The 25,157-nt window shown below is 60.2% G+C and carries 24 protein-coding genes and 4 pseudogenes; 13 read left to right on the top strand and 15 right to left on the bottom strand.

Annotation, left to right across the window (positions count from 1 at the left end):
- From FVF58_RS53925 to FVF58_RS48355, 3 genes and pseudogenes are all read left to right on the top strand, one after another.
- Nucleotides 1-165, top strand: a pseudogene (locus FVF58_RS53925) (LysR family transcriptional regulator); the annotation flags it as partial.
- Nucleotides 166-237: 72 nt separating this feature from the next.
- Nucleotides 238-1,110: a hypothetical protein gene (locus FVF58_RS48360; protein WP_149676583.1), complete on the top strand. Its 873-nt coding sequence runs from the start codon at nt 238-240 to the stop codon at nt 1,108-1,110.
- A gap of 137 nt (nt 1,111-1,247) precedes the next feature.
- Nucleotides 1,248-2,444: a PAS domain-containing protein gene (locus tag FVF58_RS48355; RefSeq protein ID WP_281291362.1), complete on the top strand. Its 1,197-nt coding sequence runs from the start codon at nt 1,248-1,250 to the stop codon at nt 2,442-2,444.
- On the opposite strand, the gene FVF58_RS48350 is transcribed toward FVF58_RS48355, so the two are convergent.
- A complete protein-coding gene (locus tag FVF58_RS48350; protein ID WP_149676582.1) occupies nt 2,410-3,504 on the bottom strand; it encodes an SDR family oxidoreductase in 1,095 nt (364 codons plus the stop codon). The two genes, FVF58_RS48355 and FVF58_RS48350, sit on opposite strands and share 35 nt — an antisense overlap.
- A 790-nt stretch (nt 3,505-4,294) precedes the next feature.
- Between FVF58_RS48350 and FVF58_RS48340 the strand changes: the two genes are divergently transcribed.
- A complete protein-coding gene (locus tag FVF58_RS48340; protein ID WP_149676581.1) occupies nt 4,295-5,410 on the top strand; it encodes an alkene reductase in 1,116 nt (371 codons plus the stop codon).
- A 133-nt stretch (nt 5,411-5,543) separates the two neighbouring features.
- On the opposite strand, the gene FVF58_RS48335 is transcribed toward FVF58_RS48340, so the two are convergent.
- The gene (locus FVF58_RS48335) at nt 5,544-5,783 is read right to left on the bottom strand and encodes a hypothetical protein (protein WP_149676580.1); all 240 of its coding nucleotides are present in this window, start codon (nt 5,781-5,783) and stop codon (nt 5,544-5,546) included.
- A gap of 282 nt (nt 5,784-6,065) precedes the next feature.
- Here FVF58_RS48335 and FVF58_RS53915 point away from each other — a divergent pair.
- The 3 genes and pseudogenes from FVF58_RS53915 to FVF58_RS48325 form a co-directional block, all read left to right on the top strand.
- Nucleotides 6,066-6,176, top strand: a pseudogene (locus FVF58_RS53915) (transcriptional regulator); the annotation flags it as partial.
- A gap of 44 nt (nt 6,177-6,220) precedes the next feature.
- Nucleotides 6,221-6,982, top strand: a complete 762-nt coding sequence (locus FVF58_RS48330) for an SDR family oxidoreductase (RefSeq protein WP_149676579.1) — start codon at nt 6,221-6,223, stop codon at nt 6,980-6,982.
- A gap of 52 nt (nt 6,983-7,034) precedes the next feature.
- Nucleotides 7,035-7,727 carry a gamma-glutamylcyclotransferase gene (locus FVF58_RS48325; protein WP_149676578.1) on the top strand — a complete coding sequence of 231 codons (693 nt, stop codon included), beginning with the start codon at nt 7,035-7,037 and terminating at the stop codon, nt 7,725-7,727.
- 31 nt (nt 7,728-7,758) lie between these two features.
- Here FVF58_RS48325 and FVF58_RS48320 read toward each other — a convergent pair whose 3' ends face one another.
- The 6 genes from FVF58_RS48320 to ugpQ all read right to left on the bottom strand — a co-directional run bounded on the left by FVF58_RS48320 (nt 7,759) and on the right by ugpQ (nt 13,264).
- Complete coding sequence (locus tag FVF58_RS48320) at nt 7,759-8,061, bottom strand: hypothetical protein (protein ID WP_246217561.1); 303 nt, start codon at nt 8,059-8,061, stop codon at nt 7,759-7,761.
- A 236-nt stretch (nt 8,062-8,297) separates the two neighbouring features.
- The gene (locus FVF58_RS48315) at nt 8,298-9,368 is read right to left on the bottom strand and encodes an ABC transporter ATP-binding protein (protein ID WP_149676577.1); all 1,071 of its coding nucleotides are present in this window, start codon (nt 9,366-9,368) and stop codon (nt 8,298-8,300) included.
- A gap of 33 nt (nt 9,369-9,401) precedes the next feature.
- Nucleotides 9,402-10,193, bottom strand: a complete 792-nt coding sequence (locus FVF58_RS48310) for an ABC transporter permease (RefSeq protein ID WP_149676576.1) — start codon at nt 10,191-10,193, stop codon at nt 9,402-9,404.
- On the bottom strand, nt 10,190-11,128 hold the full coding sequence (locus FVF58_RS48305; RefSeq protein WP_149676575.1) for an ABC transporter permease: 939 nt from the start codon (nt 11,126-11,128) through the stop codon (nt 10,190-10,192). Before FVF58_RS48305 ends, FVF58_RS48310 begins: the two co-directional genes overlap by 4 nt.
- A 134-nt stretch (nt 11,129-11,262) precedes the next feature.
- Nucleotides 11,263-12,375 carry an ABC transporter substrate-binding protein gene (locus FVF58_RS48300; RefSeq protein WP_149676574.1) on the bottom strand — a complete coding sequence of 371 codons (1,113 nt, stop codon included), beginning with the start codon at nt 12,373-12,375 and terminating at the stop codon, nt 11,263-11,265.
- A 103-nt stretch (nt 12,376-12,478) separates the two neighbouring features.
- Nucleotides 12,479-13,264: a glycerophosphodiester phosphodiesterase gene (ugpQ, locus tag FVF58_RS48295; protein ID WP_149676573.1), complete on the bottom strand. Its 786-nt coding sequence runs from the start codon at nt 13,262-13,264 to the stop codon at nt 12,479-12,481.
- Nucleotides 13,265-13,824: 560 nt separating this feature from the next.
- Here ugpQ and FVF58_RS48290 point away from each other — a divergent pair.
- Nucleotides 13,825-14,595: a DeoR/GlpR family DNA-binding transcription regulator gene (locus FVF58_RS48290; RefSeq protein WP_149676572.1), complete on the top strand. Its 771-nt coding sequence runs from the start codon at nt 13,825-13,827 to the stop codon at nt 14,593-14,595.
- A 9-nt stretch (nt 14,596-14,604) separates the two neighbouring features.
- Here FVF58_RS48290 and FVF58_RS48285 read toward each other — a convergent pair whose 3' ends face one another.
- The 3 genes from FVF58_RS48285 to FVF58_RS48280 form a co-directional block, all read right to left on the bottom strand.
- Entirely contained in the window at nt 14,605-16,272 is a 1,668-nt protein-coding gene (locus FVF58_RS48285) for a Na/Pi cotransporter family protein (RefSeq protein WP_149676571.1), read from the bottom strand.
- A gap of 401 nt (nt 16,273-16,673) precedes the next feature.
- Entirely contained in the window at nt 16,674-16,919 is a 246-nt protein-coding gene (locus FVF58_RS52395) for a hypothetical protein (protein WP_223191238.1), read from the bottom strand.
- A complete protein-coding gene (locus FVF58_RS48280) occupies nt 16,916-17,506 on the bottom strand; it encodes a MutS-related protein (protein ID WP_223191237.1) in 591 nt (196 codons plus the stop codon). Before FVF58_RS48280 ends, FVF58_RS52395 begins: the two co-directional genes overlap by 4 nt.
- Before the next feature lie 440 nt (nt 17,507-17,946).
- Between FVF58_RS48280 and FVF58_RS48275 the strand changes: the two genes are divergently transcribed.
- The 3 genes and pseudogenes from FVF58_RS48275 to FVF58_RS48265 all read left to right on the top strand — a co-directional run.
- Nucleotides 17,947-18,246, top strand: coding sequence for a microviridin/marinostatin family tricyclic proteinase inhibitor (locus tag FVF58_RS48275; RefSeq protein WP_149676570.1), 300 nt, complete (start codon nt 17,947-17,949; stop codon nt 18,244-18,246).
- 134 nt (nt 18,247-18,380) lie between these two features.
- A complete protein-coding gene (locus tag FVF58_RS48270; protein WP_149676569.1) occupies nt 18,381-19,382 on the top strand; it encodes an MvdC/MvdD family ATP grasp protein in 1,002 nt (333 codons plus the stop codon).
- Nucleotides 19,383-19,553: 171 nt separating this feature from the next.
- Nucleotides 19,554-19,763: pseudogene (locus FVF58_RS48265) on the top strand (transposase); the annotation flags it as partial.
- A 145-nt stretch (nt 19,764-19,908) separates the two neighbouring features.
- On the opposite strand, the pseudogene FVF58_RS48260 reads toward FVF58_RS48265, so the two are convergent.
- Nucleotides 19,909-20,229 (bottom strand): annotated as a pseudogene (locus FVF58_RS48260) (IS5/IS1182 family transposase); the annotation flags it as partial.
- Between the two features lie 173 nt (nt 20,230-20,402).
- On the opposite strand from FVF58_RS48260, the gene FVF58_RS48255 reads away from it, so the two are divergent.
- Nucleotides 20,403-22,196 carry a B12-binding domain-containing radical SAM protein gene (locus tag FVF58_RS48255; protein ID WP_223191236.1) on the top strand — a complete coding sequence of 598 codons (1,794 nt, stop codon included), beginning with the start codon at nt 20,403-20,405 and terminating at the stop codon, nt 22,194-22,196.
- Nucleotides 22,197-22,638: 442 nt separating this feature from the next.
- Here the strand turns inward: FVF58_RS48255 and FVF58_RS48250 are convergent, their stop codons facing one another.
- The 3 genes from FVF58_RS48250 to FVF58_RS48240 all read right to left on the bottom strand — a co-directional run bounded on the left by FVF58_RS48250 (nt 22,639) and on the right by FVF58_RS48240 (nt 24,005).
- Nucleotides 22,639-22,896: an alpha/beta fold hydrolase gene (locus FVF58_RS48250; protein ID WP_149676568.1), complete on the bottom strand. Its 258-nt coding sequence runs from the start codon at nt 22,894-22,896 to the stop codon at nt 22,639-22,641.
- A 33-nt stretch (nt 22,897-22,929) separates the two neighbouring features.
- The gene (locus FVF58_RS48245) at nt 22,930-23,421 is read right to left on the bottom strand and encodes an alpha/beta fold hydrolase (protein WP_149676567.1); all 492 of its coding nucleotides are present in this window, start codon (nt 23,419-23,421) and stop codon (nt 22,930-22,932) included.
- A 122-nt stretch (nt 23,422-23,543) separates the two neighbouring features.
- Entirely contained in the window at nt 23,544-24,005 is a 462-nt protein-coding gene (locus tag FVF58_RS48240; protein WP_246217560.1) for a nuclear transport factor 2 family protein, read from the bottom strand.
- A 17-nt stretch (nt 24,006-24,022) separates the two neighbouring features.
- Between FVF58_RS48240 and FVF58_RS48235 the strand changes: the two genes are divergently transcribed.
- On the top strand, nt 24,023-24,970 hold the full coding sequence (locus tag FVF58_RS48235) for an AraC family transcriptional regulator (protein WP_149676566.1): 948 nt from the start codon (nt 24,023-24,025) through the stop codon (nt 24,968-24,970).
- Nucleotides 24,971-25,157 lie beyond the last annotated feature (187 nt).

The raw sequence follows: 25,157 nt of genomic DNA, 5'->3' as shown, positions 1-25,157 counted from the left end.
GATCGCGGGCACTACATCTGTTACCTGAACCGGCAGCATTTGCCGACGCGCATTCGCGTGTTCATCGACTTCATGACCGAGCAGATCCGTGCACTTGAACTGAATTGCCTGACCGGATTTAACGCGGATGCCAACGGGCATTCGACAGATGGGATGGCGGCATGAATCTCGTTTCATGCCTTGGAAACGTCACCCCTCCTTCCGCTCCTGATTGACTAACGTGACCTACTGATCATCGTGCATACTATCCAGATCCTGCTTCAAACGACCATCCCACCTGTCGGCGACAACTGGTCGATCGCGCGGTTCAGCCGCTTGACAGAATTACTGCAGACACATCGAGATCCCGCCGAGCGCGTGATGTTCAACGTCGTTGCTCGGGACCGCGAACGGCTCGGGCAGCCGGACTCGATTCTTTCTCGACTCGATGAAACCGAGTTCGACGAGTTGTGGTTGTTCGCCGTTGACGAAGGGGACGGCCTGACCGCCGAGGACTGCGCTGGCATCTCGCGATTCCGACAGGCAGGTCGCGGGCTGTTCGTCACCCGGGATCACATGGATCTGGGCAGTTCGCTGTGCAGTTTAAGCGGGGTGGGTAAGGCACATCACTTTCACACGCGAAACGTGGACCCCGACCCATCCAGACGTGTGACCGACGATCCGCTCTCAAGTCACATTTCCTGGCCCAATTTTCACTCGGGAGCAAATGGAGACTTTCAGGAAGTCGCGATCGTCGAACCTAGACATCCAGTATTAGCCGACTCTACCTCTCCCACCGGCGCGATCCGATTCCTGCCGGCACACCCGCACGAGGGCGCCGTGGACGCCCCTGACGACGAACCGGCACGAGTGATCGCACGAGGTAAAAGCAAGGTAAGCGGCAAGAGTTTCAATCTTGCCGTCGCTTTCGAACCCTCAGTCCGAGGGGGCCGCGCAATCGCCCAAAGTACCTTTCACCATTTTGCCGACTACAACTGGGACACGCGATTGGGCTGTCCGAGCTTTGTGACTGATCCTCCTGGCAACGGGATGCAGACCGGGCAGCAAGCCCTGCGGGACACCCGCCGATATGCTGTCAACGTTGCGCTGTGGTTAGCGGGAGTGATTTGAAGGATCCTGCTCACGAGCGTGCTTTCACGTACGACTGACGCGCTGACTTCGAGGCCGCCAGGCATTGCGCTAAAGGTCAGGTCACATTGGCGCAATTCGTCTGAACATCGGCATATGGGGATGGGTCGGTTCGTCGATTGAGACCGACGTTCACAGGAAAACCGTGGCGGCGTTGCGCGACCGGGAGCGGGAACTCTCGCTGCTCGTGGACAGGGTCCCAGAGCCATCTCTGGCGGCTGACCCCCGACGGTGAACCGACCTTCTTCAACAAGCACATGGTCGATTTTCCAGGCCTGGACGTGGCGGACATGGACAGACCGGGAACGACCCGGCTGGCGGCGATGATCGAGGCCGCGGTCCATCCTGACGACGCGACAGCGTTTGGAGACACGTTGACTCGCTGTATTTCCACCGGCGAGCGCTTTTTCATGAGGTATCGGCTACGGCGTGCCGACGGCGCGTATCGCTGGATATCGAGCCGCGCGGAACCGATGCGGGATCAGAGTGGACGCATCGTCGAGTGGTACGGACTTTGCCATGACATCGACGATCAGATGCCGGCGGAGGATGCGCTTCGGCAGAGCGAGAGACAGCTTCAGCAGATGATCGACGCCGTGCCGATCCGCATCTGGAGCGCAGCGTCTACGGGCGGGCCGGTCTACTTCAACAAGAGATACCGGGGCTACCTCCGCTGCGTTGTCGCGCAGCCTGGAGATCTCGAGGACCCGCGTATCGACAAGTTGCTGCAAGAGCTCGTTCATCCCGAAGATGCGCCCGAGGTGCAGCGCACGTTGAGAGATTGTTTTGAAACTGGCGGTGCCGGCGCAATGCGCTTTCGTTGGCGTGAAAGAGATGGCTCCTACCGCTGGGTGGAGTGCAGGTTGGAACCTCGGCGCGATCAAGGCGGAGCGATCGTGCAATGGTACGGAGTCTCTCTCGCGCAGGAGACGTTGCGTGACCGCGAGCGGGAGCTCTCGCAGTTCGTCGATATGGTCCCGGTCTTCCTCTGGCGGCTGACTCCGGATGGCGAGCCGAACTTCTTCAACAAGCGCCTGATAGATTTTCTCGGCTTGGATGTAGCGCATGCGGACAGGCCCGACACGAGCCGACTGGCGGCCTTCATAGAGATCGCCGTCCATCCCGATGATGCCGCGAGCTTAGGCCAGGCGCTCCACCGCTGCTTCGTCACAGGCGAGCGCTTCTCCATGAAGTATCGCCTGCGTCGCGCAGGCGGCGTGTATCGCTGGATGAAGGGTAGCGCGGAGCCGATGCGTGATCAGTGCGGACCGCCTCGACTTATCACAGTGCGGGCGGCAGGAGCTTCCGGTCTATGAAAGACTGGAGCGCGTCGCAAAATGCATCCCGGGTGTCGACGGCCGCATTGAATCCCGCTTTGCGAAGCTTGATGGTGCTGACGAAAGCAACCGGGCCCGCCGGTGCGCCGTATGCAAACGCAAAGTCCGCATGCTGATCGCCCTGTCCGACGAACGCGTGAAGATCGCCACTCGCAAGGCCGTACTTGTCGACGATCTTCGCCCACACGTCGGCGTTGTCGCGAATGTACTGCGCGATGCTGACAGGCTCATCTGCTCCGACGTTCACGCCCAGCGTCTTCGCCATCGCCGGCCACACGCTCCGCCATTCGAAGACATCGCCGTTGGTGACGTTGAAGATCTCGTTCGCGGCTTGTGGAGATTGCGCCGCCCAAACCGTCACCTGGCCGACGAGATCGGCGTCGGCCATTTCCCACACGAACGATGGGCCGCCCGGAAAGCCGAATGCTTCGCCCTTTTCGCGGCGGATAGCCGCGTAGACGCCAATGGCCGGCAGCACGTTGAGCGCGCCAGCTGTCTTCCCGGTGACGAGTTGCGGGCGCAGCACAGTGTACGTGAAGCCGTGCTTTTGACCCTCGTCGTGGACGTAATCCTGTTGGTCGAAGAAGAAGTTCGCGTGATTGTCGCGGGGATCGCTCTCGCGTGCTGGGATAGCGATAGGGTGAAGGTGGACGCCGTATGCCTTCGTCCCCTGCAGGATGGATACGTGCTTAAGTGTCGACTTCCCTGAAACGAGAGGCTCGATGACGTTGCGCAGCATCGCATTGTTGATTTCGATCTGATCGGCGTTCGACCAGCCGCTCACCAGATCATCCGCGTTCTCGTAGATTGCTGCATACGCAACGTGCGTGATGTCGTCAAGCGCAGATAGCGCTTCACGGGCGGCGTTCTCGTTGCGCAGGTCCACCGGGATAAATTCGAAGTCGCGGCCGCTCGGCAGCTCCGGCTTGCGCCTGGAAATGCCGACAACATCCCAACCTGCTGAGAGGAAGCCTTCGATAGCGGCTACGCCAATGAGTCCGCTCGCACCCGCCACCAGAACCTTGCTGCTCTTGCCCATTCCATTTCTCCAATTCGATCATTTCTGTACCAGCTCAAAGCTTTCGCGCCGCATATCGCGCGATATATTTGAGTGACCTTCCGACGTCCCAGTCGGTTGGACGAAATTTAGTCATTAACAGGAGTTGGCAGTAGTAGATGGCGCGGAATTCCGGTTATTCCATTGAGTAATGGGTTCCGCCGATACGACTCGCTATTACGCCCGAGCGAGTGCCTCTTCGACGAATTCAACGAATGCGCTCGCTCTCGCCGTCACCAGCCGCCCTGCTGGAAAGACGGCCCACGGATCGAGCGCGCGCAAAGTCCAGCCGGTCAACACAGCCTCGACCTTGCCCGACGCCAGTTCGGGAGAAAACCTCCCGCGACGCGACGGCGAGCCCCATTCCGCTGAGGACCGCCGTCCGCATTCCTTCGGCCGCGCTCACGCGCAGCTTGCCGGACAGGCTATCGGCCGCGTGACGGACGACCTGCTCGGCCTCGTCGGCCTCCCTGATCGCGAGCTTCGCAGGTTCGTAGAAACGCTGGCCGGCGTCCGTCAGCGTTCAGCGTCGATTGCGAACATCCGACCCCTGTTCCGTTCGATGACCCGACGTGCCGATCATGTCTGCATATCCCGCTTTGCAGCAGGCGCGTATCGGGCATCGCTGACATTCCGCTCAGGCATGGTGGTCTGGTCGCGGTTCACGACATGCTCGCACGGAATGACAGTTATCGCTGGCAGCGCTCTTCTGCACCGCCGCTATGGCGGCCATGATTCGCTCATCGTCAACGCTCCCCAGAGGGATCAACGAATGAACAAGCTCTTCAGCCGTACCCATATCGGACCTTTCGAACTCAATCACCGTGTCGTGCTCGCCCCGCTCACGCGGATGCGTACCGAGGAAGGCAATGTCCCCGGCGACCTGATGGTCGACTACTATGCGCAGCGCGCTTCTGAAGGCGGCCTGCTGATTACCGATGCAACCGCAGTCTCGCCGCTTGGCATTGCATACGTCGACGCGCCCGGCATCTACACGGACGCTCAGGTAGAGGGTTGGAAACGCGTGATCGATGCCGCCCATGCCAAGGGCGCCCGCATTTTCCTTCAGATGTGGCACGCCGGACGCCAGGCGCACCCGGCCAACACGGGCGGGATGACGCCCGTTGCCCCTTCCGCGTTACGCTCGCTCGAACACGCAGCCATTCGCGACGAGGACGGTAACATCACCGAAGCCGAACTGGTCGTACCGCGCGCGCTCGAGCTCAGCGAGATTCCGGGCATTGTCGAGCAGTTCCGCCGCAGCGCCGTTCTTGCGAAAGAAGCGGGCTTCGACGGAGTCGAGCTCCACGGCGCCAACGGATACCTGTTCGAGCAGTTCCTGCTGGATGGAACGAACGACCGCACTGATGCGTACGGCGGTCCGATCGAAAACCGTGCGCGATTCCTGTTCGAAACACTCGACGCAGTCGTCTCAGTGTGGGGCCGCAGTCGTGTCGCCCTTCGCCTGTCACCCAGTGGCACATACGGCACGATGTCCGACAGCGATCCGCATGCCACGTTTGGTTATGTGGCCGAGCATCTGAACAGCTACGACCTCGCCTACCTGCATGTGATTGAGCCACGCATTCGCGGCATCGTCGAGCGGGAGACGAGCGCATCGGACGTTACGTCCAAGGACATGCGCCGCATTTACCAAGGCAAGATTATCGCCGCGGGTGGCTTTACGGGGGAAAGCGCCGAACAGATCGTTGCCGACGGCCATGCGGACCTCGTCGCGTTTGGGCGCATGTTTATTTCGAACCCCGACCTGCCCGAACGTCTGCGCGCAGGCAAGCCACTCACTCGCTATGATCGCTCAACGTTCTACGGCGGCGATGCACGCGGCTATACGGACTACGCCTCTCATGCCGAGGTCGTTGCTGCGTAACCGCGCTTCGAAAAGTGCTGGCCAAAACGGGCTCAAGCACCGTTTTGGCCGACTGGCCTTTCACATCACACCCATCTCTTTCCCCAACACTCGTTGGAGAGCATCATGGATCGACTCACGAACAAGACGGCCGTCATGACGGGCGGTAGCAGCGGCCATCGGCCTTGCCACCGCGCAACGGCTTCGTCACGGGTATCGAACTGTTCGTCGACGGCTCAATGTCTGCTTCGGTCAGCACCGGGAATATCTGGTCGTAGCGCGGATTGCTTCGTGGGGTCTGTTTCTCCTCCAGCGCAGAGTCACCGGTGCCTTCTGGCCCGGCTTCCGGTTTGCCCTCCGGCGCACCACCCGGAGAAGTAGCGTCATTGGTCATTGCAAGCCTCTTGGCCGCGTGCCTGAACACGGGATCGGATCGCAATCGTGGCGGACGTCATCGCGGCGAACAACGCCCGCACAAGCAGCTTATTACATCGTCGCAAGGAAGAGTTAGGTAGTCGTTTATAACGGTCCCGGCGTCTCCTACGAGCTGATGCCAATGACAAACCGGTTTGGCACGGCTCGGCCACGCTATGCCAGCAAGGAATGATTCATATGCGCCTACGCCGTCTTCCCCGTAAGCGCTTCAACGCGCACCATCTACTCTCGCGCCGCTGCACTGCGCTCAGCCGGGTTGGTGAACGCGACGCGCGTCGGCCAATGGCAATTTTTCAAGCGCGACGAGGCTGCCATTCAAGCGTTTATCAATTCGTTGCGCCGAACCCTTTGAATGTTCAATGGCTCCCACACTCATCTGTATTTCGGAGTTTGCAAATGGAGACTAACCGCAAAATTGCACTGGTGACAAACGCCGCCGACTACGCCGGGCCGCCTGCAGTGACTGCCCTCTCAGAAGCCGGTTTTCGGGTGCTGGTTCATGACGATACGTTCGAAGATCGGGATGCGTGGCACGAGTACTCGGATTCACATCCGAATGCGGTACGCATCGGTGGCGCGACGCCGAAGGCACTCATTGAGAACGCGTGGAATGTATCCGGTCATGTCAACGTTGTCGTCAGCAATGACCACTTTCCAGCCGTCCATGGAGAGTTGTCGCACGCAGTGCTGGACGACCTGCGTCAGACGCTGGAAAAACTCGTGGTTACGCCATTTGCGTTGCTGAAGGAATCCATCCCGTTCTTCCAGAGGCAAGGCGGCGGCAACGTCGTTATGATCACTTCTTGCCGCACAAAACTTCCAATGTACGGAGGCGCTATTCCAGATGCCGGCAGAGCCGCGGCAAATGCTCTCGTTCGCTCGCTTGCGATTGAACTCGCCGGTTTGAACATCGCCGTCAACGCAATTGCACCAAACTTCCTGTACAGCGATGCGTACTACCCTCGCGACATCTTCGTGGATGATCCGGCTGGAAGCGCGTACGTGCGATCGGAGGTTCCCGTAGGCAGACTGGGCCGTCCTGAAGAAATCGGGGAATTAATTCGCTTTCTCGCATCGACCGAATCGCGTTTCCTGACTGGTAGCGTTATTGACTTTTCTGGCGGCTGGCCGGCGGGGAAGCCGCGTCCATGGCGCTGACCATATTGCGACGATTGCAAATCTCGCATGTAGAAGTTTCGGGAGGCAATAATTGCTAACACGAGAATCCATAAGCACCGGCAGATACCTCGAATGGTTCCGCGACGTTCCGAGGGAGATGCTTTGGACGCGAGATCGCATCGAGGAATCGCTTCGCGCAACGATGCGCCTTCGTCCCGACACTGCCGATGTATGGCTATTTGCCTATGGGTCGCTGATCTGGAACCCTCTTCTATACGTCAGCGACAGCATACCTGCAGAGCTTCACGGTTGGCATCGCAGCTTCTGCCTGAGGCTTATCGCCGGACGGGGTAGCGCCATGACTCCTGGCCGGATGCTGTCGCTGGAACCGGGCGGCAAAACTGCGGGTTTGGCACTGCGGCTCCATGCAGCTGACCTGGAGGAGGAGCTCCGGCTGCTATGGAGGCGCGAAATGCTGACAGGTGCGTATGTTCCGACGTGGGTGCAGTTGAAACTTCACGATGAGCGGCACGTTTGGGCGATAGCGTTTGTCGCGGATCCGGCACATCGCCTTTACGAAGCTGACGCGTCCGTTGGCTCGGTAGCCCGGCTTGTGGCCCATGCATCAGGACCGCTGGGAACGAACGTAGATTATGTATTCAGGCTTGAACACGCGCTGCAACGACACGGACTGTCGGATGCCTATGTCGACGGTGTCGTGTCAGCGATGCAGCGGCATGACATAGCGGTGATACCGCCCGAAGGGCAACCGAGTTCAAAGTAGCGGTCTCCTATCGATTTGATAGATGCAGTGTTTAACGCCATCGCCATGCTCCGTTGCTTTGCTGAAAGTGCTTCTGGTCAGAGAGGTCCGCAATCAGGCCGGGGCCGTGGGGTTCCCACGCAAGAACTCGCAGGGCATGCTGGCCGCTTACCGTCTGGTCGAGCGCCAGTGCGTCAGCAAATGGCCCAAGCGATTTGCGAGCATCGACTCTCACACTGCCGGTCTGGCGGACCATGCCGGCAAGCATGCCGAAGATGCCGCCGCCGTAGCCGTGCACCATCGCCGGCCTGAGGATCACCGAGGCAATCGAGCGGCGTGCTGCCAGCGCCTGCACGTGTTGACGGCACAAAAAAACGCCAGCCCAGCGGCTACCCCGCGAAATGCCTGCCTTACCCAAAGGTTTCCGGCCCCGGGGCGCCCCTGCATAGGCAGCGCCACGCAGCAGATTCCATCGCCACGTTGCGATCGGAACTCGCCGCAGCCCTGCTGGCCAGCTTCGAAAGGTGTCCATGCCACGGTCGACGAAACGAGCATTTGTTAACACAGTCGTACTAGTCGACCAACCGGTTCCTAGACGCCGCCCTCTTCCAGCACCAGCAAATTCTCGTGCGAGAAACCCAGCGAGACGGGCTGCCCCCGTTCAGGCAAACCGCGATTCGGGTCGTTGAACACGTCGAGCGAAATCACCGCGTCTTTCACGCGCGTTCTGATGCGCACAACCGCGCCGAGGAAATTCACCTCTTCGACGGTCGCCTTCAGCGTGTTGCGGCCGGGCGAGGCCGGCTCCAGCACGATCGCCTCGGGCCGCAGCGCGAGCAGACGCCGCTTGCCCGCGTCGTCCGCCGGCAGTGCCTGAGTGGTGGTCAACTCCTGACCGTCCACCGCCATCCTGCCGGTCGCCGGATCGACCACGTGCCCGGCCAGAATGTTCAGCGTGCCGACAAACGACGCGACAAAGCGCGTGCGCGGATAGTTGTAGATCTCGGACGGCGAGCCGATCTGTTCGACGCGGCCCTCGTTCATCACGACGATGCGGTCGGAAATCGACAGCGCCTCTTCCTGATCGTGCGTGACGAAAATCGACGTGATGCCGAGTTCGCGCTGCAGCGCGCGAATGTCCTGACGCAACGAGATGCGAATCTTCGCGTCGAGCGCCGACAGCGGTTCGTCGAGCAGCAGCACTTGCGGCCTGCCGGCCAGCGCGCGCGCCAATGCTACGCGCTGCTGCTGGCCGCCCGACAGCTGCCACGGATAACGTTCGCCGAGCTGCGGCAGTTTGATCAGTTCCAGCATCTCATGGACGCGCCTGCTGATCTCCGCCTGCGGCCGATGCGCAATCTTCAGCCCGAAGCCGATGTTGTCGGCGACGGTCATGTTCGGAAACAGCGCATACGCCTGAAACACCATGCCGACTTTGCGCTGCCGCGTGCGAAGGTGCGTGACGTCCTGGTCGTCCATCCGGATGATGCCGCGCGTCGGCGTTTCGAAGCCGGCGATCATCCGCAGCACGGTGGTCTTGCCGCAACCGGATGGCCCGAGGAACGTGACGAACTCGCCGCGTTCGATCTGCATGTCGAAGTGATGCAGCGCCGTGTTCGCCCCGAACGACTTGTTCAGGCTTTCGATCTCAAGGAATGCCATGATTCGCTGCCTCAGTGCGTCAAACTCAGTGCGTCAAATGTTCTGGCCGCTCAACGCGCGGGCTGAGCCGAATACCTGAATCAAACCCATCGACGCCCACGTGATCGCGAACGCAATGATCGCGAGCGCCGACGGTTCATAGGCGCGGTTCGCACCGATCAATTGCAGATACGGGCCGAACGCGGGCCGGTCGAGCAGGCTCGCCAACGTGAACTCGCCGATCACCACGGCAAAGGTGAGAAACGCGCCTGACAGAATGCCCGAGCGGATATTCGGGAAAATCACCTTGAACAGAATGGTCGGCCAGTTCGCGCCGAGGCACTCCGCCGCTTCGGTGAGCGAGCGCACGTCGACTGCACGCAGGCCGGCGTCGACCGCGCGGTACATGTAGGGCAGCGACAGCGTCACGTAGCCGAACACCAGCAGCAGATCGGTCGCGCGCTCATTGCCGGTGAACGGCAGAATCGAACTGCTGTTATAGATGCGCAGATAGCCGAACACGATCACGATCGCCGGCACCACCAGCGGCAACAGCGTGATGAATTCGACGACCGGCCGCAGCTTCGGCAAACGCAACTGGACCCAGTAAGCGGTCGGCACCACCAGCAACACGCCGACGACGATCGTCAGGATTGCCATCAGAATCGAGTAGCCGAACGAAGCCTGAAAATGCGGATCGGCCAGCACGACGCGATACGCCTCGAAGCTGTACGTGCCGCGCTTCATCCGCAAGCTGAACTCGAACGTCGCGATCAACGGAATCAGGAAGTACAGCGAACCGACGATCACCGCGGTCCATGCTCCCACCCGCGACTGGCTTTTCATCGGCGCCCCCTTTCAGCGTGCGAACGCAGCCAGATGTAACCGCCATTCGACAGGCCGGTCACGAGCACCATCCCGAGCGCGAGCGCGTAGCCGAGGTTCTGGTTGTGCATCACGTCACCGCGAATCTGTGCGAACAGCAGGATCGTGACGATATTCAGCGAACTGCCGGTCAGCGCGTAAGCCGTGGCGACCGCGCCGAACGCATTGGCGAATAGCAGCAGCGTCGCGCCGAGCACGCTCGGCCACAACACTGGCAGCGCGACGTAGCGCCAGTATTGATACGGAGTACCGCCGAGGCAATCGCAGGCCTCGCGCCATTCGCGCCTCAAGCCGTCGAGCGCGGGCGTGACGATCAGCACCATCAACGGAATCTGGAAGTACAGGTAGGTCAGCGTCAGACCGGAGAAACTCAGAATGCTGAATCCCGTCGCGTACAGATTGACGCCGAGGTACTTCTTCAGCAGTACCGTGACGAGCCCAACCCGCCCCAGCGTACAGATGAACGCGAACGCGAGTGGCACGCCGGCAAAATTCGACGCGACGCCCGAAAACGTCATCAAGGTCGGACGAATCCAGCCCGGCAGTTTGCCCTGCACCGCCGCCCACGCGAGCAGCGAACCGATCAACGCGCCGCCGAGCGCGGACGCGGCGCTCACCTTGAAGCTGATCCAGTAAGCGTCCATCACAGTCGGCTGGAACAGCTCGCGGAAATTGGCGAGCGTGAAGTGGCCTTGCGCGTCCTGGAACGCGCCGACCATCAGAAAGCCGGTCGGCAGAATCAGGAACATCAGCGCAAACGTGAAGAACGGCATCACGCCGATCCACGCAAGCCACTGCGACGCGCGGCCCGGACCGTCGACGCGAGGCGTTGGCGTAAGCGCTGGTGGAACCAGCAATTCCGGCTGCACCGACCCGGCATCCGATGAAGCGCTCATAGCTCACCCTTGGGGCTTTCTGGATAACGCAACGCGCCACCCGGAATGAGCGGCGCGCGACGGCACAACTTTTCGCTACGGTTCGACGTCGCGGCGCATACGCTCCAGAGCCGCGACGACTTCAGCCACGCCGCTTACTTGACGTTCGCGCCGACCGCGTCGTTCCAGTGCTTCGTGATGGTGTCCTTGGAGGCGTCCTGTTGGGGCAGCGTCGGAAACACCACATTCTTATACGACGACGGCGGCGGGAGCTTGTCGAGCAGCGCTTGCGGCACCTTCTTCGCGGCCACCAGTTCGTTGTAGCGCATCGGGTGGCAGTAGCCCGCCAGCCAGCCGATCTGGCCTTCGTCCGAGTACAGATATTCCATCCACAGCTTGGCCGCATTCGGATGCGGCGCGTACGCGCTGATTGCCTGAACGTACACGCCGGCGACCACGCCTGTTTTCGGAATCACCACCTGTACCTTCGGATTGCCCTTCAGCGTGTCGCGGTCGGCGAGCGCGTTGTAGTCCCAGCGCACGATGATCGGCGTAGTGCCTTGCGCGAGCGATGCGGCCTTGCCGATCACCGGCACGAAGTTGCCGCTCTTGTTCAGGTCGGCGAAGAATTTGAGGCCGGCCTGGTCGGCTTTGCTGGCGTCCCCCTTGCTTTGGGACAAGCCGGCTGCATACACGGCCTGGATCGCCTGATTGGCCGAGCGCGGGTCGCCCGCCAGCGAGACGGCGTTCTTGTAGTCGGACTTGAGCAGATCGCTCCAGTCGGACGGCGCCTTGTCGATCATGTCGGCGTTCACTTCAAACGACAGCACGCCGTAATAATCGCCGTACCAGTAGCCGTCGGCATCTTTCGACTCCGCGGGGATCGCGTTCCACGTTGCGACCTTGTACGGCTGCAGCAACCCCGCAGCCTTCGCGGACGGACCGAACGACAGGCCCACGTCGATCACGTCCGGCGCTTGCGGACCTTTGTTGCCCTTGTTCGCCTTGATGGCTTCGATTTCGTCGCCTGAGCCCGCATCCGGATTCAGCTCATTGATCTTGATGCCGTACTTCTTCTGGAAGCCCGCGACCAGTTGCCCGTAGTTGCACCAGTCGTGCGGCAATGCGATCACGGTAAGCTGGCCTTCCTGCTTCGCAGCGGCGATCAGTGCGTCGGGTGGCGCGGCCGAAGCGCTGCCGACGCCCGCCGCGGCGACACCCGCGACGGCTGACATCGAAAGTAAACGAGCTAACGCGGTGCGGTTCATAGTCTTCCCCATCCTCTGCCGAAATTGCCACGTTTGGAAACTTTCAATTCGAGCTCCAACGCACGCGCCAGCGCAGGGCCGCACTCGCGCACCCGCGTCGTGCTCAGGCCGGGTTCACCGGCATGGACAACATGTCGTGTTGCAGTCTGTCGATGCGATCCGTGCAAATCATGTCGACGCCCCATTGCGCGAGCAGTTGTGCACGCGCGGAATCGTTCACCGTGTAGGCCAGCACGCGCAGCCCGGCCGCGCGAATCTGCGCGACCAGCGGCTCGCTCAGATACCGGTGGCTCGCGTGCAGCGACACGCAGTCCAGTTCACGCACGATGCGCAGCCAGTCCGCTGGCACCTCTTCGAACAGCATGCCGCGTTGCAGCAACGGCGCGGCGTCACGCGCGGCGGCAAGCGCCTCGAACGAAAACGACGACAGCAGCGGCGGGGTCTGCCCTTGCCACAACGTCAGCGCGCCCTTTGCCACCAGCGTCCCGGTGAGCGCTTCGCGCCCCGGACAAGGTTTGATTTCGATGTTGGCGGCAATGCCGTCGCGCGCGCAGCGCTGCGCCGCGTCGGCGAGGGACGGCAGACGCGTACCGGCGAATTGCGGCCCGTGCCAGGCGCCGGCGTCGAGCGTGGCCAGTTGCTGCCAAGTGTGCCCGGCGGCGGCGCCATGGCCGTTGGTGGTGCGATCGAGCGTGTCGTCGTGGAGCAGGAAAAGCTGGTTGTCGGCGGACAGCTTCGCGTCGAATTCGACCATGCGGTAGCCATAGCGCACGCAGGCGTCAAAACCGGCCAGCGTGTTCTCCGGTGCCAGCGTGCCACCGCAGCGATGCGCGACCAGTCGCGGATAAGGCCATTCTGCGGATAAACCGTGATCAATCGCGTTTGCCACGTCCCGTTACCTTCCAGATAGAGCGGTTGAGTTGCTCTCGACACGTTTGCGACCGCCGCTGCCTCCATGGCCGCCACGATGCACGCTGCGCTGCGTGCCCGACTTCACGCGCCAGTCCCGTGCGTAGTATCGCGCTTAGGCAAACGCGGCGATAGTCCGGCGTATCGCGCGTGCATCGGCCGCTTCTGGCGTTGCAAAATCTTTGTCAGGATGACGAAGCGCGCAGCATTCCAACCCGGTAAGACGCCGCTTGCGAATCGTGCAGCCGGCCCATCCCAAGATTCATTATGGCCGGCACAGGCCAATCGGATCGCCAAAAAATGCCGCGAAATGCGCGAAGCCAGACATTTCAATTCCTTTTCGAACATTGGATGTTCGAAACAGGCGCGGCACCTTGATTTGCGAAGGCTAAGTTGAAATACACAAAGTTGCAAGCTACCAAAAAAATACAACACAATCCGGCTAAAGTAGTAGGCTTGACATCGTCCGGACACACATCCGTGCCCACGATGTCACCGTGGATTCCAGCACTCACCGCGCGCTCATCCAGGGAAAAATGCATGTGGCAGGAAGACCGTCATCAGAGAATTCGCGCGTTGCTGTCCACGCTACAGCGCGTGTCGACCGAACGGATCATGGCGGACCTCGGGGTATCGCGCGAAACCGTACGGCGCGATCTGCTCGACCTTGAAGCGCTGGGTGAACTCCGGCGCGTGCACGGCGGCGCGATCAAGCCCGCCGACGAAGCACCGATTGCCGAGCGCGCCCACCTGCGCGTCAAATCCAAAACCGCGATCGCGAAGGCGGCCGTCGGTTTGATCGCGAGCGGCCAGACGCTTTTCATCGACGCGGGCACGACCACCGCGGCGCTTGCCGAAGAGCTGGCGAAACTGGCGAACCTGACGGTCGTCACCAACTCGATCGACGTCGCGCTAAAAATGCGCGGCGCGGTGGAGCAAGCCGACGCCGCGAACGAAGTCATCCTGCTCGGCGGCTCGATCAGCGACCGCGCAATGGCGACCACCGGCGCCACCACCGTGCTCGACATCCAGCGCTATCGCGCGGACCTGGCGCTGCTGTCTCCGGTCGGCATCGACCACCGCCATGGCGCGACCAATTACGATCACGCGGAAACCGAAGTGGCGCGCGCGATGGTCGCCAACGCGGACCGCGTGGCGATCCTCGCCGACTACAGCAAGATCGGCCAGCGCAGCCGCATCTCGTACTGCCCGGTCGAGCGGATCGACGTGCTCGTCACCAACAAAAAGGCGGCCGAAGCCACCGGCTTTGCCGCGCTGAAAAAGAAGCTGGAAGAGATCGTTCTGGCGTAGGCGTGGCGTCTATTCCTTCACATGCATCGTATCGAGCGCGCGCTTGCGCAAGCGCGTGTCGTGCAGCGCGCCGGCGGCGTCGAGCACCGGATAGGCGGTCGAGCAGAACAGCGAATTGAGCCGCTTCATGTCGCTGATCAGATCCAGATGCAATGCACTGGTCTCGATGCTGCGCAGGGTTTGCCCGGCAAGCCGGTCCAGATGATGGTACGAATACGCGCGCTCCAGATCTCGGAAGCGCTCCTTCTCGGCCAGCAGGCGTTCGGCGCAACGCAGGTCGTTGTTCAGAAACACCGACAGGCCCAGTTGCAGATTGCTGACGAGCCGCGCCTGCAAGTCGTCCAGTTCACCCAGCCCTTCTTCCGAGAACGACAGACGGTGAGCGATCTTCTTTTCCTCGATGTCCCCGACGATCCGCTCGATGATGTCTCCCGCATGTTCGAGGTTGATCGTCAGCGAGATGATGTCGGTCCAGCGGCGGCTGTCGGCTTCGTCGAGTTGCTCGCGCGAGATCAGCGTCAGATAGGTTTTGACCGCGGCGTAGAGTTCGTCCACGTCGTCGTCCATACGGACCGTTTCGCGCGCTTTGTCAAGATTGTTGTGATGGATCAGGTCCGCGACGTTGTCGAGCATCGTGCGCACGATATCGCCGATACGCAGCACCTCGCGCGCGGCATGCGCGAGCGCGAGCGTCGGCGTGGGCAGCGCGGCGGCATCCAGATGCAGCGGCCGCAGCCCGCCGTTCGGCTGCGGCCGGTCAGGCAACACGCGAGCGCAAATGCGCGCCACGGGATCGATCAGCGACAGACACGCGCAGCACCGCAGCGTGTTGTAGATCAGGTGGAAGCCGACCGTGGCGTCACGCGGATTCGCGATCAGCACCGGCAGCCCGCGCGCGAGCAGCGGCGCAAACGGCAGGATCAGCAGCGCGCCGGCCAGCTTGAACGCAAAGCTGCCCAATGCGAGACGCCGCGCCGCAGCGTTCTGCGCGACTGTGCCGAGCAGCGCCAGCAAGCCGCTGCCGAGATTCGCGCCGATCACGAGGCACAACGCGACCTGCAGTGAAATCACGCCGGACGAAGCGAGCGTCGCGGTCAGCAGGACCGCGGCGAGGCTCGAATAGGACAGGATTGCGAACGCGGCACCGACCAGCGCGTCGAGCATCTTGTCGCCGGTCAACACGCCGAACATCACGCGTACGCCTGCGCCTTGCATCATCGGCTGCGCGGCTTCGACGATCAGATGCAGCGCCAACAGTATCAGGCCGAGCCCGATCAGCGTACGGCCGACCTGGCCGATGCGCGTCTGCTTGCGCGACAGGAAGAGCGGCACGCCGACCAGGACCAGGATCGGCGACAACCATGACAGATCGAGTGTGAGCACCCGCGCCATCAACGCGGTGCCGACGTCGGCGCCGAGCATGATCGCGAGACCGGCGGTGAGCGGCAGGAGCCCCTGCGCCGCGAACGACGTGACGATCACCGCGGTGGCGTTACTGCTCTGCACGAGACTCGTCACACCGACGCCCGAGAGGAACGCCCGCCAGCGGCTACTGGTGCTACGGCCCAACACGCCGCGCAGATCGGCGCCGAGCACGCGCAGGATACCGGTGCGCACGATGTGAGAACCCCACACGAGGAGCGCGACGCCGGCCAGAAGGTTAAGGAGAATTAGCATAAAGCACTGCGCATCCGTTCCTGCTGCCATAACCCGAACCGCATGCCGCGCGAACTGGCACCCGGGGCGTATATGACAGTAGTGTTGCACATTTCTGCCTTATTGTAATTTTGTGCTTTTAAATATCGCTCGTGCAAACTGGCCATTCGGCGGTTTGACCATGGCTTGTCCGTAGCGGGATGATCTTCGCGTTACCCACGCTTCGCATTCCTTGGTCGCCCCTCTTAGCCGCTTGAGCTGGTTTGCATCTGATCGAGGCGATGGAGCGCTTGATGGGAAGATAGGCAGGCAATGAATGGCATTCCGGCGTCCGTCCCGGCTCCGTCCGCTATGGCAATCATGAAATCGCGAATGCGTCGATTATGTTCGACCGGGTTGATGACTGCGCGATAGGCAGCACGCTATCCGACCTTCGACAGGTCGGCCGAGGCTGGCTCGCCATGCGTTTGCTCATCACCCTGCGATAGAAATATCCGCCTGTACAGATCTTCCCCATAGCTGGTCTGCAAAGGCTCGGCCTCTGTCAGTCTGAATGTGTGCTCTCCGTCTGGCCGCCGCTCCGCTCTCAGGAACATCATGGCCTGCGTCTTCTGCTCATACAGCCCGTGAGCCAGCGCATACAGGTGCGTCACGAATACGATTTTCACGCGTTTCTGCAACAACGCCACGATGACAGTGCGTCAGTCAGCGTTGTCGAGCTGAATATCTCATTCATGATGATGACGCTGCGCGACGTGGCGTGCTTCATGATGTGATGAACGCGCATCAGGTCGTCCTGCAGCTTGCCGCGCAGATCTTTAGTATTCTCTTCGCGTTCGAAATGCGTAAACAGCCGGTCGTACAGAAAGAGCGCGGCATTGCTGCCAGGGACCGGACAACCGATCCTCGCCAGATAATGCAGTTGGCCAAAGGTGCGAGCAAAGGTCGTTTTCCCGCCGTTGTTGGGACCCGATACGACAATCAGGCGTTCTTCGTCATCGAGATGAAAATCATTTTTGACGACGCACCCGTTTTCGCTTATGAGCTTGTGCGCGAGTGCCAGATCGAACGTCTCGTCGCAGCACACGGCTTTGTTGCTGGATGACACGCGCGGGTAGCAAAAGCACAGGTCCGCAGCTTTGCAGATATTGATGTAGCCGCGGTACGCGAAGTAGAACTGAACTTCGCGGTCGAACGTCCGGATCGTGGCATCGAGATAGCTCGCGTTGTTCGCGCAGTATTTGGCGAGTTCCATGAACTCCTGCGGGTACAGTTGCGCGACACAAGTTCGTCCCGCAAGAAGTGCTGCTTGACCGACCATCACAGCATTCGCTTCATTCGCATTTCAGTGCCCCTTCGGGAGCGTTGCCTGAAGTTCTCGGACGTCCGTTCCAGCATCGCGAACAGTCCCGGAACGAGTTGGCTTCTTCCCAATGGATGCGCTAATGAGCTGTTGGCCGACGGCCAACAAACCACGCACACACGTTGGCGTTTATCCGGCGATCACTCGGCTTAACCGGCTCCAGGCACTTCAGCCGTGATCGCGATCCATCGTGGAATACTGCGTCGCGACAGGTGGCTACGCTCTGGCTGGGAGAGCGCGCAGGCGCTGGCACGCAGGTTGCGGTTACTTGTATGAGGAGGCGGCGTGCGCCTCATTCAAAGCCCACAAACTCTTCAGCGAGGTAAGCAATCATGTCTGACGTCAAAATCAAAGATCTGCCACCGGTCCCGTTTTTCGCGCATTTTCTGGAAGGTCAGTTCTCCAGGGATCTCACGGGGGAGGAGATGAAAGCTTTACGCGGCGGCTCAGCCGTGACGATGGCTGCCCCTTCCGACCAGGAGGGCGTTCCGATCGGGGAGTTGCCCGATATTCAGGGACTGCTCCGGAGTGGGCTTGCTCCCATTCGGACTAACCTTCTCGCGCCACACCCGGTGACGATGGCGTATCCCTCAGACGGGGAAGTCGCCCCCGCCCCCTTCCAGTCTCCATGAATCTGTGGCGAGACTGAACCTGGCGTTAAGTGTCCGGAACGACGTTCTCGCGTCGGACACTTGATCCAGTCAACCGCTCCGGTGTTAGTTAAGCATCCGAAGCAAAGACAACCCTTTAGCAGAGCGCCTACAGTATGTCCGATCGGCATCGACGGCCGGTGATTCTGATAATCACCCATGGCAACGACAACGAAAGTATTCCGCTGGTGATGGATGCCGTAGCGGAACAAGGTGGCATCGCCTATCGGTTCGATACCGATGGATTTCCGACCGACATTCAACTTAGCAACCGGTACAGTGGCGACCAGGAACACCTGGTGCTCACGTGCGACCACTACGAGCTGGACCTCGACACCGTATCCGCTGTGTGGTACCGGCGCGTGGCCATCGGTCGGCGCATCCCTGAGACGATGGACCTGCAACTGAGACGGGCTGCGATCGATGAATCGCGAGCCGCGGTACAAGGTATGATCGCCAGCCTCGACGCCTTTCATCTCGATCCTGTCTACCGTCTGCGGCGCGCCGAAAACAAGCAGCTCCAGTTAAAGATCGCCAGAGAGGTCGGACTGGAGATTCCACGCACCGTGATCACGAATGAGCCAGAGGCGGTGCGTCTGTTCGCACGCGAATGCAGCCAGGGAATCGTCATGAAAACGCTGTCCTCGTTTGCCATCTATGAACGAGGCGAACAGAAGGTGGTCTTTACCAACGCTGTCCAAACCAAGGACCTCGAACACCTTTCCGATCTCCGTTACTGCCCGGCCATATTCCAGGAACACGTTCCCAAGACCCTGGAGCTCAGGGCCACAATTGTCGGTGCCCGGGTGTTTACCGCCTCCATCGATTCCCAGCGTTCGGAAAAATCTAGTATCGATTGGCGCCGTGACGGTTTTGGACTCATCGATGAATGGGAACCGTATGAGCTTCCAGCCGAGGTCGAGGAACGACTTCTGCAGCTCATGCGTTTCTTGGACCTCAACTATGGCGCAGCAGATTTCATCCTCACCCCCGATGGTCATCACGTCTTTCTGGAGGTCAACCCGGTGGGCGAATTCTTCTGGCTGGAGAAATATCGAGGACTGCCGCTCTCCGGCGCGATCGCGCAGCTGCTTGTTTCGAACCAAAGAGGTCGGTGACACACACGCCTGAAGGCGATCGCGAACCGTCACCGACTTGACCTCTCGCCTCCGGGGAACGGAACGAGAAGTACGCAGCGGGACTACAAGTACAACACCGCCCCCACAGCGCAGGTCCCGCGCTGTGGCCTTCCAGTCATCGCAACATTGCGAATGGCTGCTTCCAGATTCCATTCGGTGGGCGTGGCTCGGCAATACTGCGGGCAGTTGGGCAAGCAGGATAACTGTCAGGTTGCCGTGAGTCTGTCGGTCGCTACGGGGGAGGCGAGCCTGCCCATCGCCTGGCAGCTTTATCTGCCGCAGGAATGGGCGGACGATCCAAAAAGACGGCAGCAGACCGGTGTGCCCGAGGAAATTGCGTTTGCGACCAAGCCGCAGGTCAAAAAAACTTCGAAATCCGCAGTGCACCTGCCTTACCCGCAGACTTCGTCCTACATCCGCCGCGCAGGTTTGGTTCGTGTCGATTTGATGCCGAGCGTGCTTAATTCAGGTGGAACCAATGCCGTCTTCTTGCCGATTTGCACTTCTACGCCGCTCTGCCCGCAAGCGTACGCATGCGCGTGAGGTTGTAGTAGGCCGCCTGCGTCAGGAGGAACAACTGCTCAACCCGCGTGCGGCCACGATACATCGCCTGACGAATCCGGTCGACCGTCTTGCTACAGCCGAAGACCTGCTCGATGCATTTGCGCTTGCGCTGGCTGATGGCGTGGCCGGCCCAGCGTGTCGTGCGGCCGTCAATCGCCGAGCCACCTCCGCGGCCGTCGTTTTGCGCCACATGCGGCGTCACACGATTGGCGCGGCAACTCGCCACGAAGCCCGCCGTGTCATAGTTCTTGTCGGCCCCAACAGGATCCCGATCCTCGAAACCTGGCGCCTGCGGAATTGTAAACACAGCAGAGGGCCAGGCGGGTAGGATGCGGGTTGTTGTACTGCTTGCCAGTTCACGATTCATCTCCAATTTTCTGAAGACGGACGACCTTCACGGTTTTGTGACTTCCAGACAGGGCTACAGAGCAGACCATGGACACGATGAACTCGATTTCTGACAGTTTCCGATTCTCTCTCGTCCTCATCAAGCCGACCCATTACGACGACGACGGCTACCCGATCCAATGGCTCCGCTCGGTCATGCCTTCCAATACACTCGCCTGTATGTATGCGCTCGCTGATGACGCGCGAAAGCGAAACCTGCTGGGCCCCGGCGTCCATTTTGAGATCGAAACATGCGACGAAACCAACCAGCGGGTGTGGCCAGAGCGCATCATTCGTGACCTGAAGGCAAAGGGCGGGAGATCGATGATTGGTCTGGTCGGTGTCCAGTCGAACCAGTACCCGCGCGCACTCGACCTCGCCCGCCAGTTCCGTGCCGCAGGCTTGCCGGTTGCGATCGGTGGCTTCCACGTTTCTGGCTGCATCTCCATGCTGCCCGAGATGCCCGATGAGCTCAAGGAAGCGCAAGCAATGGGTGTGGCGCTCTTCGCTGGGGAGGCCGAGGAACGGCGTCTTGATGAAGTCCTTCTCGACGCGTGGAATGGTGCAATGAAGCCCTTGTACAATTTCATGGACGCGTTACCCTCGCTCGAAGGTGCTCCCCAGCCCTTCTTGCCGCGCAAGCATATCGAACGCACGGCGGGTACCTATACCTCGGTTGACCTCGGTCGTGGTTGCCCGTATCAGTGCTCGTTTTGTACCATCATCAACGTGCAGGGACACAAGAGTCGCTTTCGCACCCCCGACGATCTCGAGACGATCATCCGCGAGAACGCAACGCAGGGCATCGACCGGTTCTTCGTCACGGACGATAATTTCGCCCGCAATCACGACTGGGAAATCCTTCTCGACCGCGTCATCGAACTTCGGGAAAAGGAAGGCATTCACTGCGGCTTCACGATCCAGGTCGACACGCTCTGTCACAAGATTCCAAACTTCATCGAGAAGGCAACGCGCGCGGGTGTGCGTCGCGTGTTCATCGGGCTTGAGAATATCAATCCCGAGAATCTGATCGCGGCCAAGAAGCGGCAGAACAAGATCACCGAATACCGCGCCATGCTGCAGAAGTGGCGCGCCCACGGCGCGATTACCTACGCTGGCTATATCATCGGATTCCCGGCGGACACGAAAGAATCGATCCTGCGCGACATCGAGATCATCAAGCGTGAATTGCCAATCGACATTCTCGAATTCTTCATGCTCACCCCGCTTCCGGGCTCCGAGGATCATCAGACGATGGTAAGGAACGGTGAATGGATGGACCCGGACATCAACAAATACGACACCAACCACCGGGTTACGCACCACCCGAAAATGTCGGACGCTGATTGGGAAGAAGCGTATCGGTGCGCCTGGAGCGCGTTCTACTCGTACGAGCACATCCGCACGATCGTCAAGCGGGCAGCGCAGATCCCGAACGGCCGACCGAAGACGATCATGCGCACAATCGCCTGGTTCAGACTGATGATCGAACACGAGGGTGTGCATCCGCTCGAAGGGGGAGCCCTGCGGATGAAACACCGCCGTGACCGCCGTTGGGGGCTACCGGTCGAATCGCCGCTTCGCTTCTATCCGCGCTACTGGAGTGAGACCGCTGTCAAGGTGACAAAATATCTGCGCTTCTACCTCAGGACAGAGGCTATCCTCAGGAAAGTCATCAAGGCACCGGAACGTTACGCCTACACGGATATCGCCATCACGCCGCTGCAGGAAGAGGAGTTCGAGCAGCTTGGACTCTTTCACGCCACGAGCGGCGGCGAGGCAGCGCTGGCTGTCCACCACCGGCGTATTGCCATCCGGTCATCGGGCCCGTCTGCAGCGTGATATTGTTGACAATGTCATCCAGTTTTCCTAGGAAACTACCTATTTTCTGATCTAGGCCAGAAACCTTCCGTCGAACTGGCCATTCGCCGACTACAGCTTGCAGCCCAAACAATGGGACCGGATAGGCCGACCAACCGTCCGACTTGATCCCGACGCGAGGGCCTGTTCGTCGAGTGGGGGCGGACGCCTGAATGGCCGACCGAGCCCGAGATCGAATGGCAGAAACTGGCTTGACTGCCGGCAGATGCGGTCGGCTCTCATCGACCCCTTTGCTGCCGATCGCCATGTTGCGCCCAGTGCGGCGTGTTTCGAATGTACAGCGGGCGCTCAAGCGTCGGTCAACATGTCGGCCGCCGCCGGCTGAGCCGAATACACTGCGTTGGAATGCGTCAAGGCCCTGACATGATGCTTTGACAGACTACATTCCGGTACTGGACCAGCATTAAGCAGTTTTGTAGCCGCCTCGAATCCATTCCAGAATCGCCGTCGCGTACTCTTTCGAGTTGTCCTCCCACACGAAATGGCCACTTTCGAGCATCAGTGAGCGCGTTCTTGGCAACGCCCGGTCGAGGATCTTGGCGTTTTCAAGGGGCACGAGCGGATCATGCGTTCCCCAAATGCTCAAAGTGGGGGTGCGAATGCTGGGAAGCACGGCCTGCAGGGTCGGAAGATCGACGGCATAGGCACGCACGTAAGCCATCGCCTCGGCGAAACGCCGTCGGGCCGAAGATGCTCAATAGTCGTCGAGCACCTGTTGGCCCGGATTGATCCGCATCACCTGTTCGATGGCGCCGATGGCGATCTCCTCGCCATTTTCTTCGAAGGGGATTGTCGATGGAGCGTTGATCAAGTCCTTCAATGCCCCTGCCGTGAGCGCGGCGTCGGTGGCACCGCTTCCGACTACCAGGCTTTCGAACAAGTCGGAACGGGCGTAGGCCGCGAAGAGAAGCGCGGAGGTACCAACGTCGGGCCCAATGGCATGGACACGGTCGAGGCCGAACGCAGTGAGCATCTTCGGAATGAACTCCCCCATTGTTCGGGGCGACATCAATTCCGACCTGCTTTCCGATTGCCCAAAACCTGGAAGGTCGACTGAGATAAGAGAAGCTTCGGCACCGAGGCTCGACCAGATTCGATTATAGGCATACAAACTTTCCTGCCAAGGACTCGTCAGCACCAAGGGGATTCCGGTTCCGCCCCGGTTGCGTCGGAAGCGGATCTTCAACCATCGATTTCGATGAATTCAACGCTCTCCATGCCTGGCGGTTCAGTCATGTCAGGTCCTTGCATCCGATGTTGTTGTGAAGGGGGCACTTTGTTTCATTCGATCCCATCTTCCGCAAGCGCTCAGAACATCGTATTCGTGTTGTTGGCCGTTTCCGGCACCGGCTGCAAAACATCCCAGTGCTCGACGATCTTTCCATCGGCATCGAAACGGAAGATGTCGACGCCCGCAGTTTCCTTGCCGCCCCAGTCCAGATAGCGCACGTGAATGAAAGCAAGGTCACCGTCGATCGCAGTGCGCTTGACCTCGCACGACACCTTGCCGACCTGCTTTATATAGCCGGAGATGAAATCGGTGCCATCAGGAAACATCGGGTTGTGCTGAATATACGGACCAGCGACGAGGCCCGGTAGCAGTTCGGACTCGCCCTTGTTGAAAACGCGCGCGTAAATGGTATCGATTGCGGCTTGAATCTGTTCTCTGTTCATGGTCTCGCCTTTGGGGGTTGCCTCTCTTCCATTAAAGTCGCTCCGATGAAGACGATCAATATCAATCCATCCAGAATGCATGTCGATTCGTCTCATTCTGCTATGATGAAGTCATGGAAGCATTGAACGGGTGGTTGAAAGCGGTCCGCGCTGATGGCCTTGTGCTGGTACGGACGCGCGTGGCTGGGCCGTGGGGATTCGCGGTGAAATCTCGCGATGCCGTGGTGTTCCATTTCGCGGCGGAAGGTCATGCTTTCGTTCGTCAATCTGGCGCTGAAGCGATGGAATTACGCGCAGGTGAATTGGTCCTATTCCCGCGTGGCAGTGCGCATGAAGTCGTGCATTCGAAACGAGGCAAGGCCATTCCGCTCGATACGTTTCTGGCCAGGCACGATGGTGTCGTTGACCCTGATCCCAAAGCAACCACGCTCATTTGCGGCCAGTTCAACTTGAATCAGCATTTGGCGCTCCCCGCATTGCGGGCGCTTCCGCAGGCTGTATTGCTCCGCGCCGGGATGGAACCCGGACATTCCCCACTGAGCGATACGCTGCGCATGCTACGTAATGAAGTTGAGACACCGAACTTTGGCAACCATATCGTAGTGCGGAATCTGCTTTCTTCCCTGTTCGTCTACTTGATGCGCGAATGGGCGGATGCTGCTTCTCCTGCAGATAATGATTGGTTTTCGGCGTTGCGATCGCCGCAAATGACGAGGGTCCTTGCGCGGATACACGAATCACCCGAACGTGCCTGGACACTGGCGGAACTTGCCAAAGAAGCCACGTTGTCGCGTGCTGCATTCGCCCGCAATTTCTGCGCCTTGGTGGGCGAACCGCCTCATCAGTATCTGACGCGTTGGCGCATGGGCATTGCTGCACAGTTGCTGGAGGAAACCGAGCTTCGCCTTGGTGAAATCGCGTCGCGCGTTGGCTATGGGTCGGAATTCTCTTTCAGCCGCGCATTCAAGTCGGCACGTGGCGTCTCGCCGATCCAATACCGCCGTGAACGGCAAGGCTACATGGCAACTGGCGAGCACGAGCTTGGATCGGTTGCGCCGTAGTTGATCGGCGCAATGCATGAGTCTCGGTCCTTCAGGCAAAATCAGCAGAAGGTCTGCTGTCTGGTGGCGGATTCAACCGGTGGATGCAATAGTTTGCTGGAATCGTTCGGCGGGCGTCTCGTAGTCCAGTGTCTTTCTCGGACGCTCGTTCAATCGTCTTGCCACGGCATTGAGTTTGGCCTGCGAA

Source organism: Paraburkholderia panacisoli, from assembly GCF_008369935.1.
GTDB lineage: Bacteria > Pseudomonadota > Gammaproteobacteria > Burkholderiales > Burkholderiaceae > Paraburkholderia > Paraburkholderia panacisoli.
The sequence above is the reverse complement of the archived record's forward strand: the minus strand, read 5'-3'. Positions and strand labels throughout refer to the sequence as shown.

Bases quoted from the DNA above. Each gene is read 5' to 3' on its own strand.
- FVF58_RS48350 (WP_149676582.1), bottom strand. From the start codon at position 3,504: ATGGGCAAGAGCAGCAAGGTTCTGGTGGCGGGTGCGAGCGGACTCATT.
- FVF58_RS48235 (WP_149676566.1), top strand. From the start codon at position 24,023: ATGGAAGCATTGAACGGGTGGTTGAAAGCGGTCCGCGCTGATGGCCTT.
- FVF58_RS48285 (WP_149676571.1), bottom strand. From the start codon at position 16,272: ATGCTAATTCTCCTTAACCTTCTGGCCGGCGTCGCGCTCCTCGTGTGG.
- FVF58_RS48255 (WP_223191236.1), top strand. From the start codon at position 20,403: ATGGACACGATGAACTCGATTTCTGACAGTTTCCGATTCTCTCTCGTC.
- FVF58_RS48315 (WP_149676577.1), bottom strand. From the start codon at position 9,368: ATGGCATTCCTTGAGATCGAAAGCCTGAACAAGTCGTTCGGGGCGAAC.
- FVF58_RS48280 (WP_223191237.1), bottom strand. From the start codon at position 17,506: ATGGAACTCGCCAAATACTGCGCGAACAACGCGAGCTATCTCGATGCC.
- FVF58_RS48310 (WP_149676576.1), bottom strand. From the start codon at position 10,193: ATGAAAAGCCAGTCGCGGGTGGGAGCATGGACCGCGGTGATCGTCGGT.
- FVF58_RS48290 (WP_149676572.1), top strand. From the start codon at position 13,825: ATGTGGCAGGAAGACCGTCATCAGAGAATTCGCGCGTTGCTGTCCACG.
- FVF58_RS48305 (WP_149676575.1), bottom strand. From the start codon at position 11,128: ATGAGCGCTTCATCGGATGCCGGGTCGGTGCAGCCGGAATTGCTGGTT.
- FVF58_RS48250 (WP_149676568.1), bottom strand. From the start codon at position 22,896: ATGGCTTACGTGCGTGCCTATGCCGTCGATCTTCCGACCCTGCAGGCC.
- FVF58_RS48335 (WP_149676580.1), bottom strand. From the start codon at position 5,783: ATGACCAATGACGCTACTTCTCCGGGTGGTGCGCCGGAGGGCAAACCG.
- FVF58_RS48340 (WP_149676581.1), top strand. From the start codon at position 4,295: ATGAACAAGCTCTTCAGCCGTACCCATATCGGACCTTTCGAACTCAAT.
- FVF58_RS48270 (WP_149676569.1), top strand. From the start codon at position 18,381: ATGTCCGATCGGCATCGACGGCCGGTGATTCTGATAATCACCCATGGC.
- FVF58_RS48240 (WP_246217560.1), bottom strand. From the start codon at position 24,005: ATGAGACGAATCGACATGCATTCTGGATGGATTGATATTGATCGTCTT.
- FVF58_RS48275 (WP_149676570.1), top strand. From the start codon at position 17,947: ATGTCTGACGTCAAAATCAAAGATCTGCCACCGGTCCCGTTTTTCGCG.
- FVF58_RS48300 (WP_149676574.1), bottom strand. From the start codon at position 12,375: ATGAACCGCACCGCGTTAGCTCGTTTACTTTCGATGTCAGCCGTCGCG.
- FVF58_RS48330 (WP_149676579.1), top strand. From the start codon at position 6,221: ATGGAGACTAACCGCAAAATTGCACTGGTGACAAACGCCGCCGACTAC.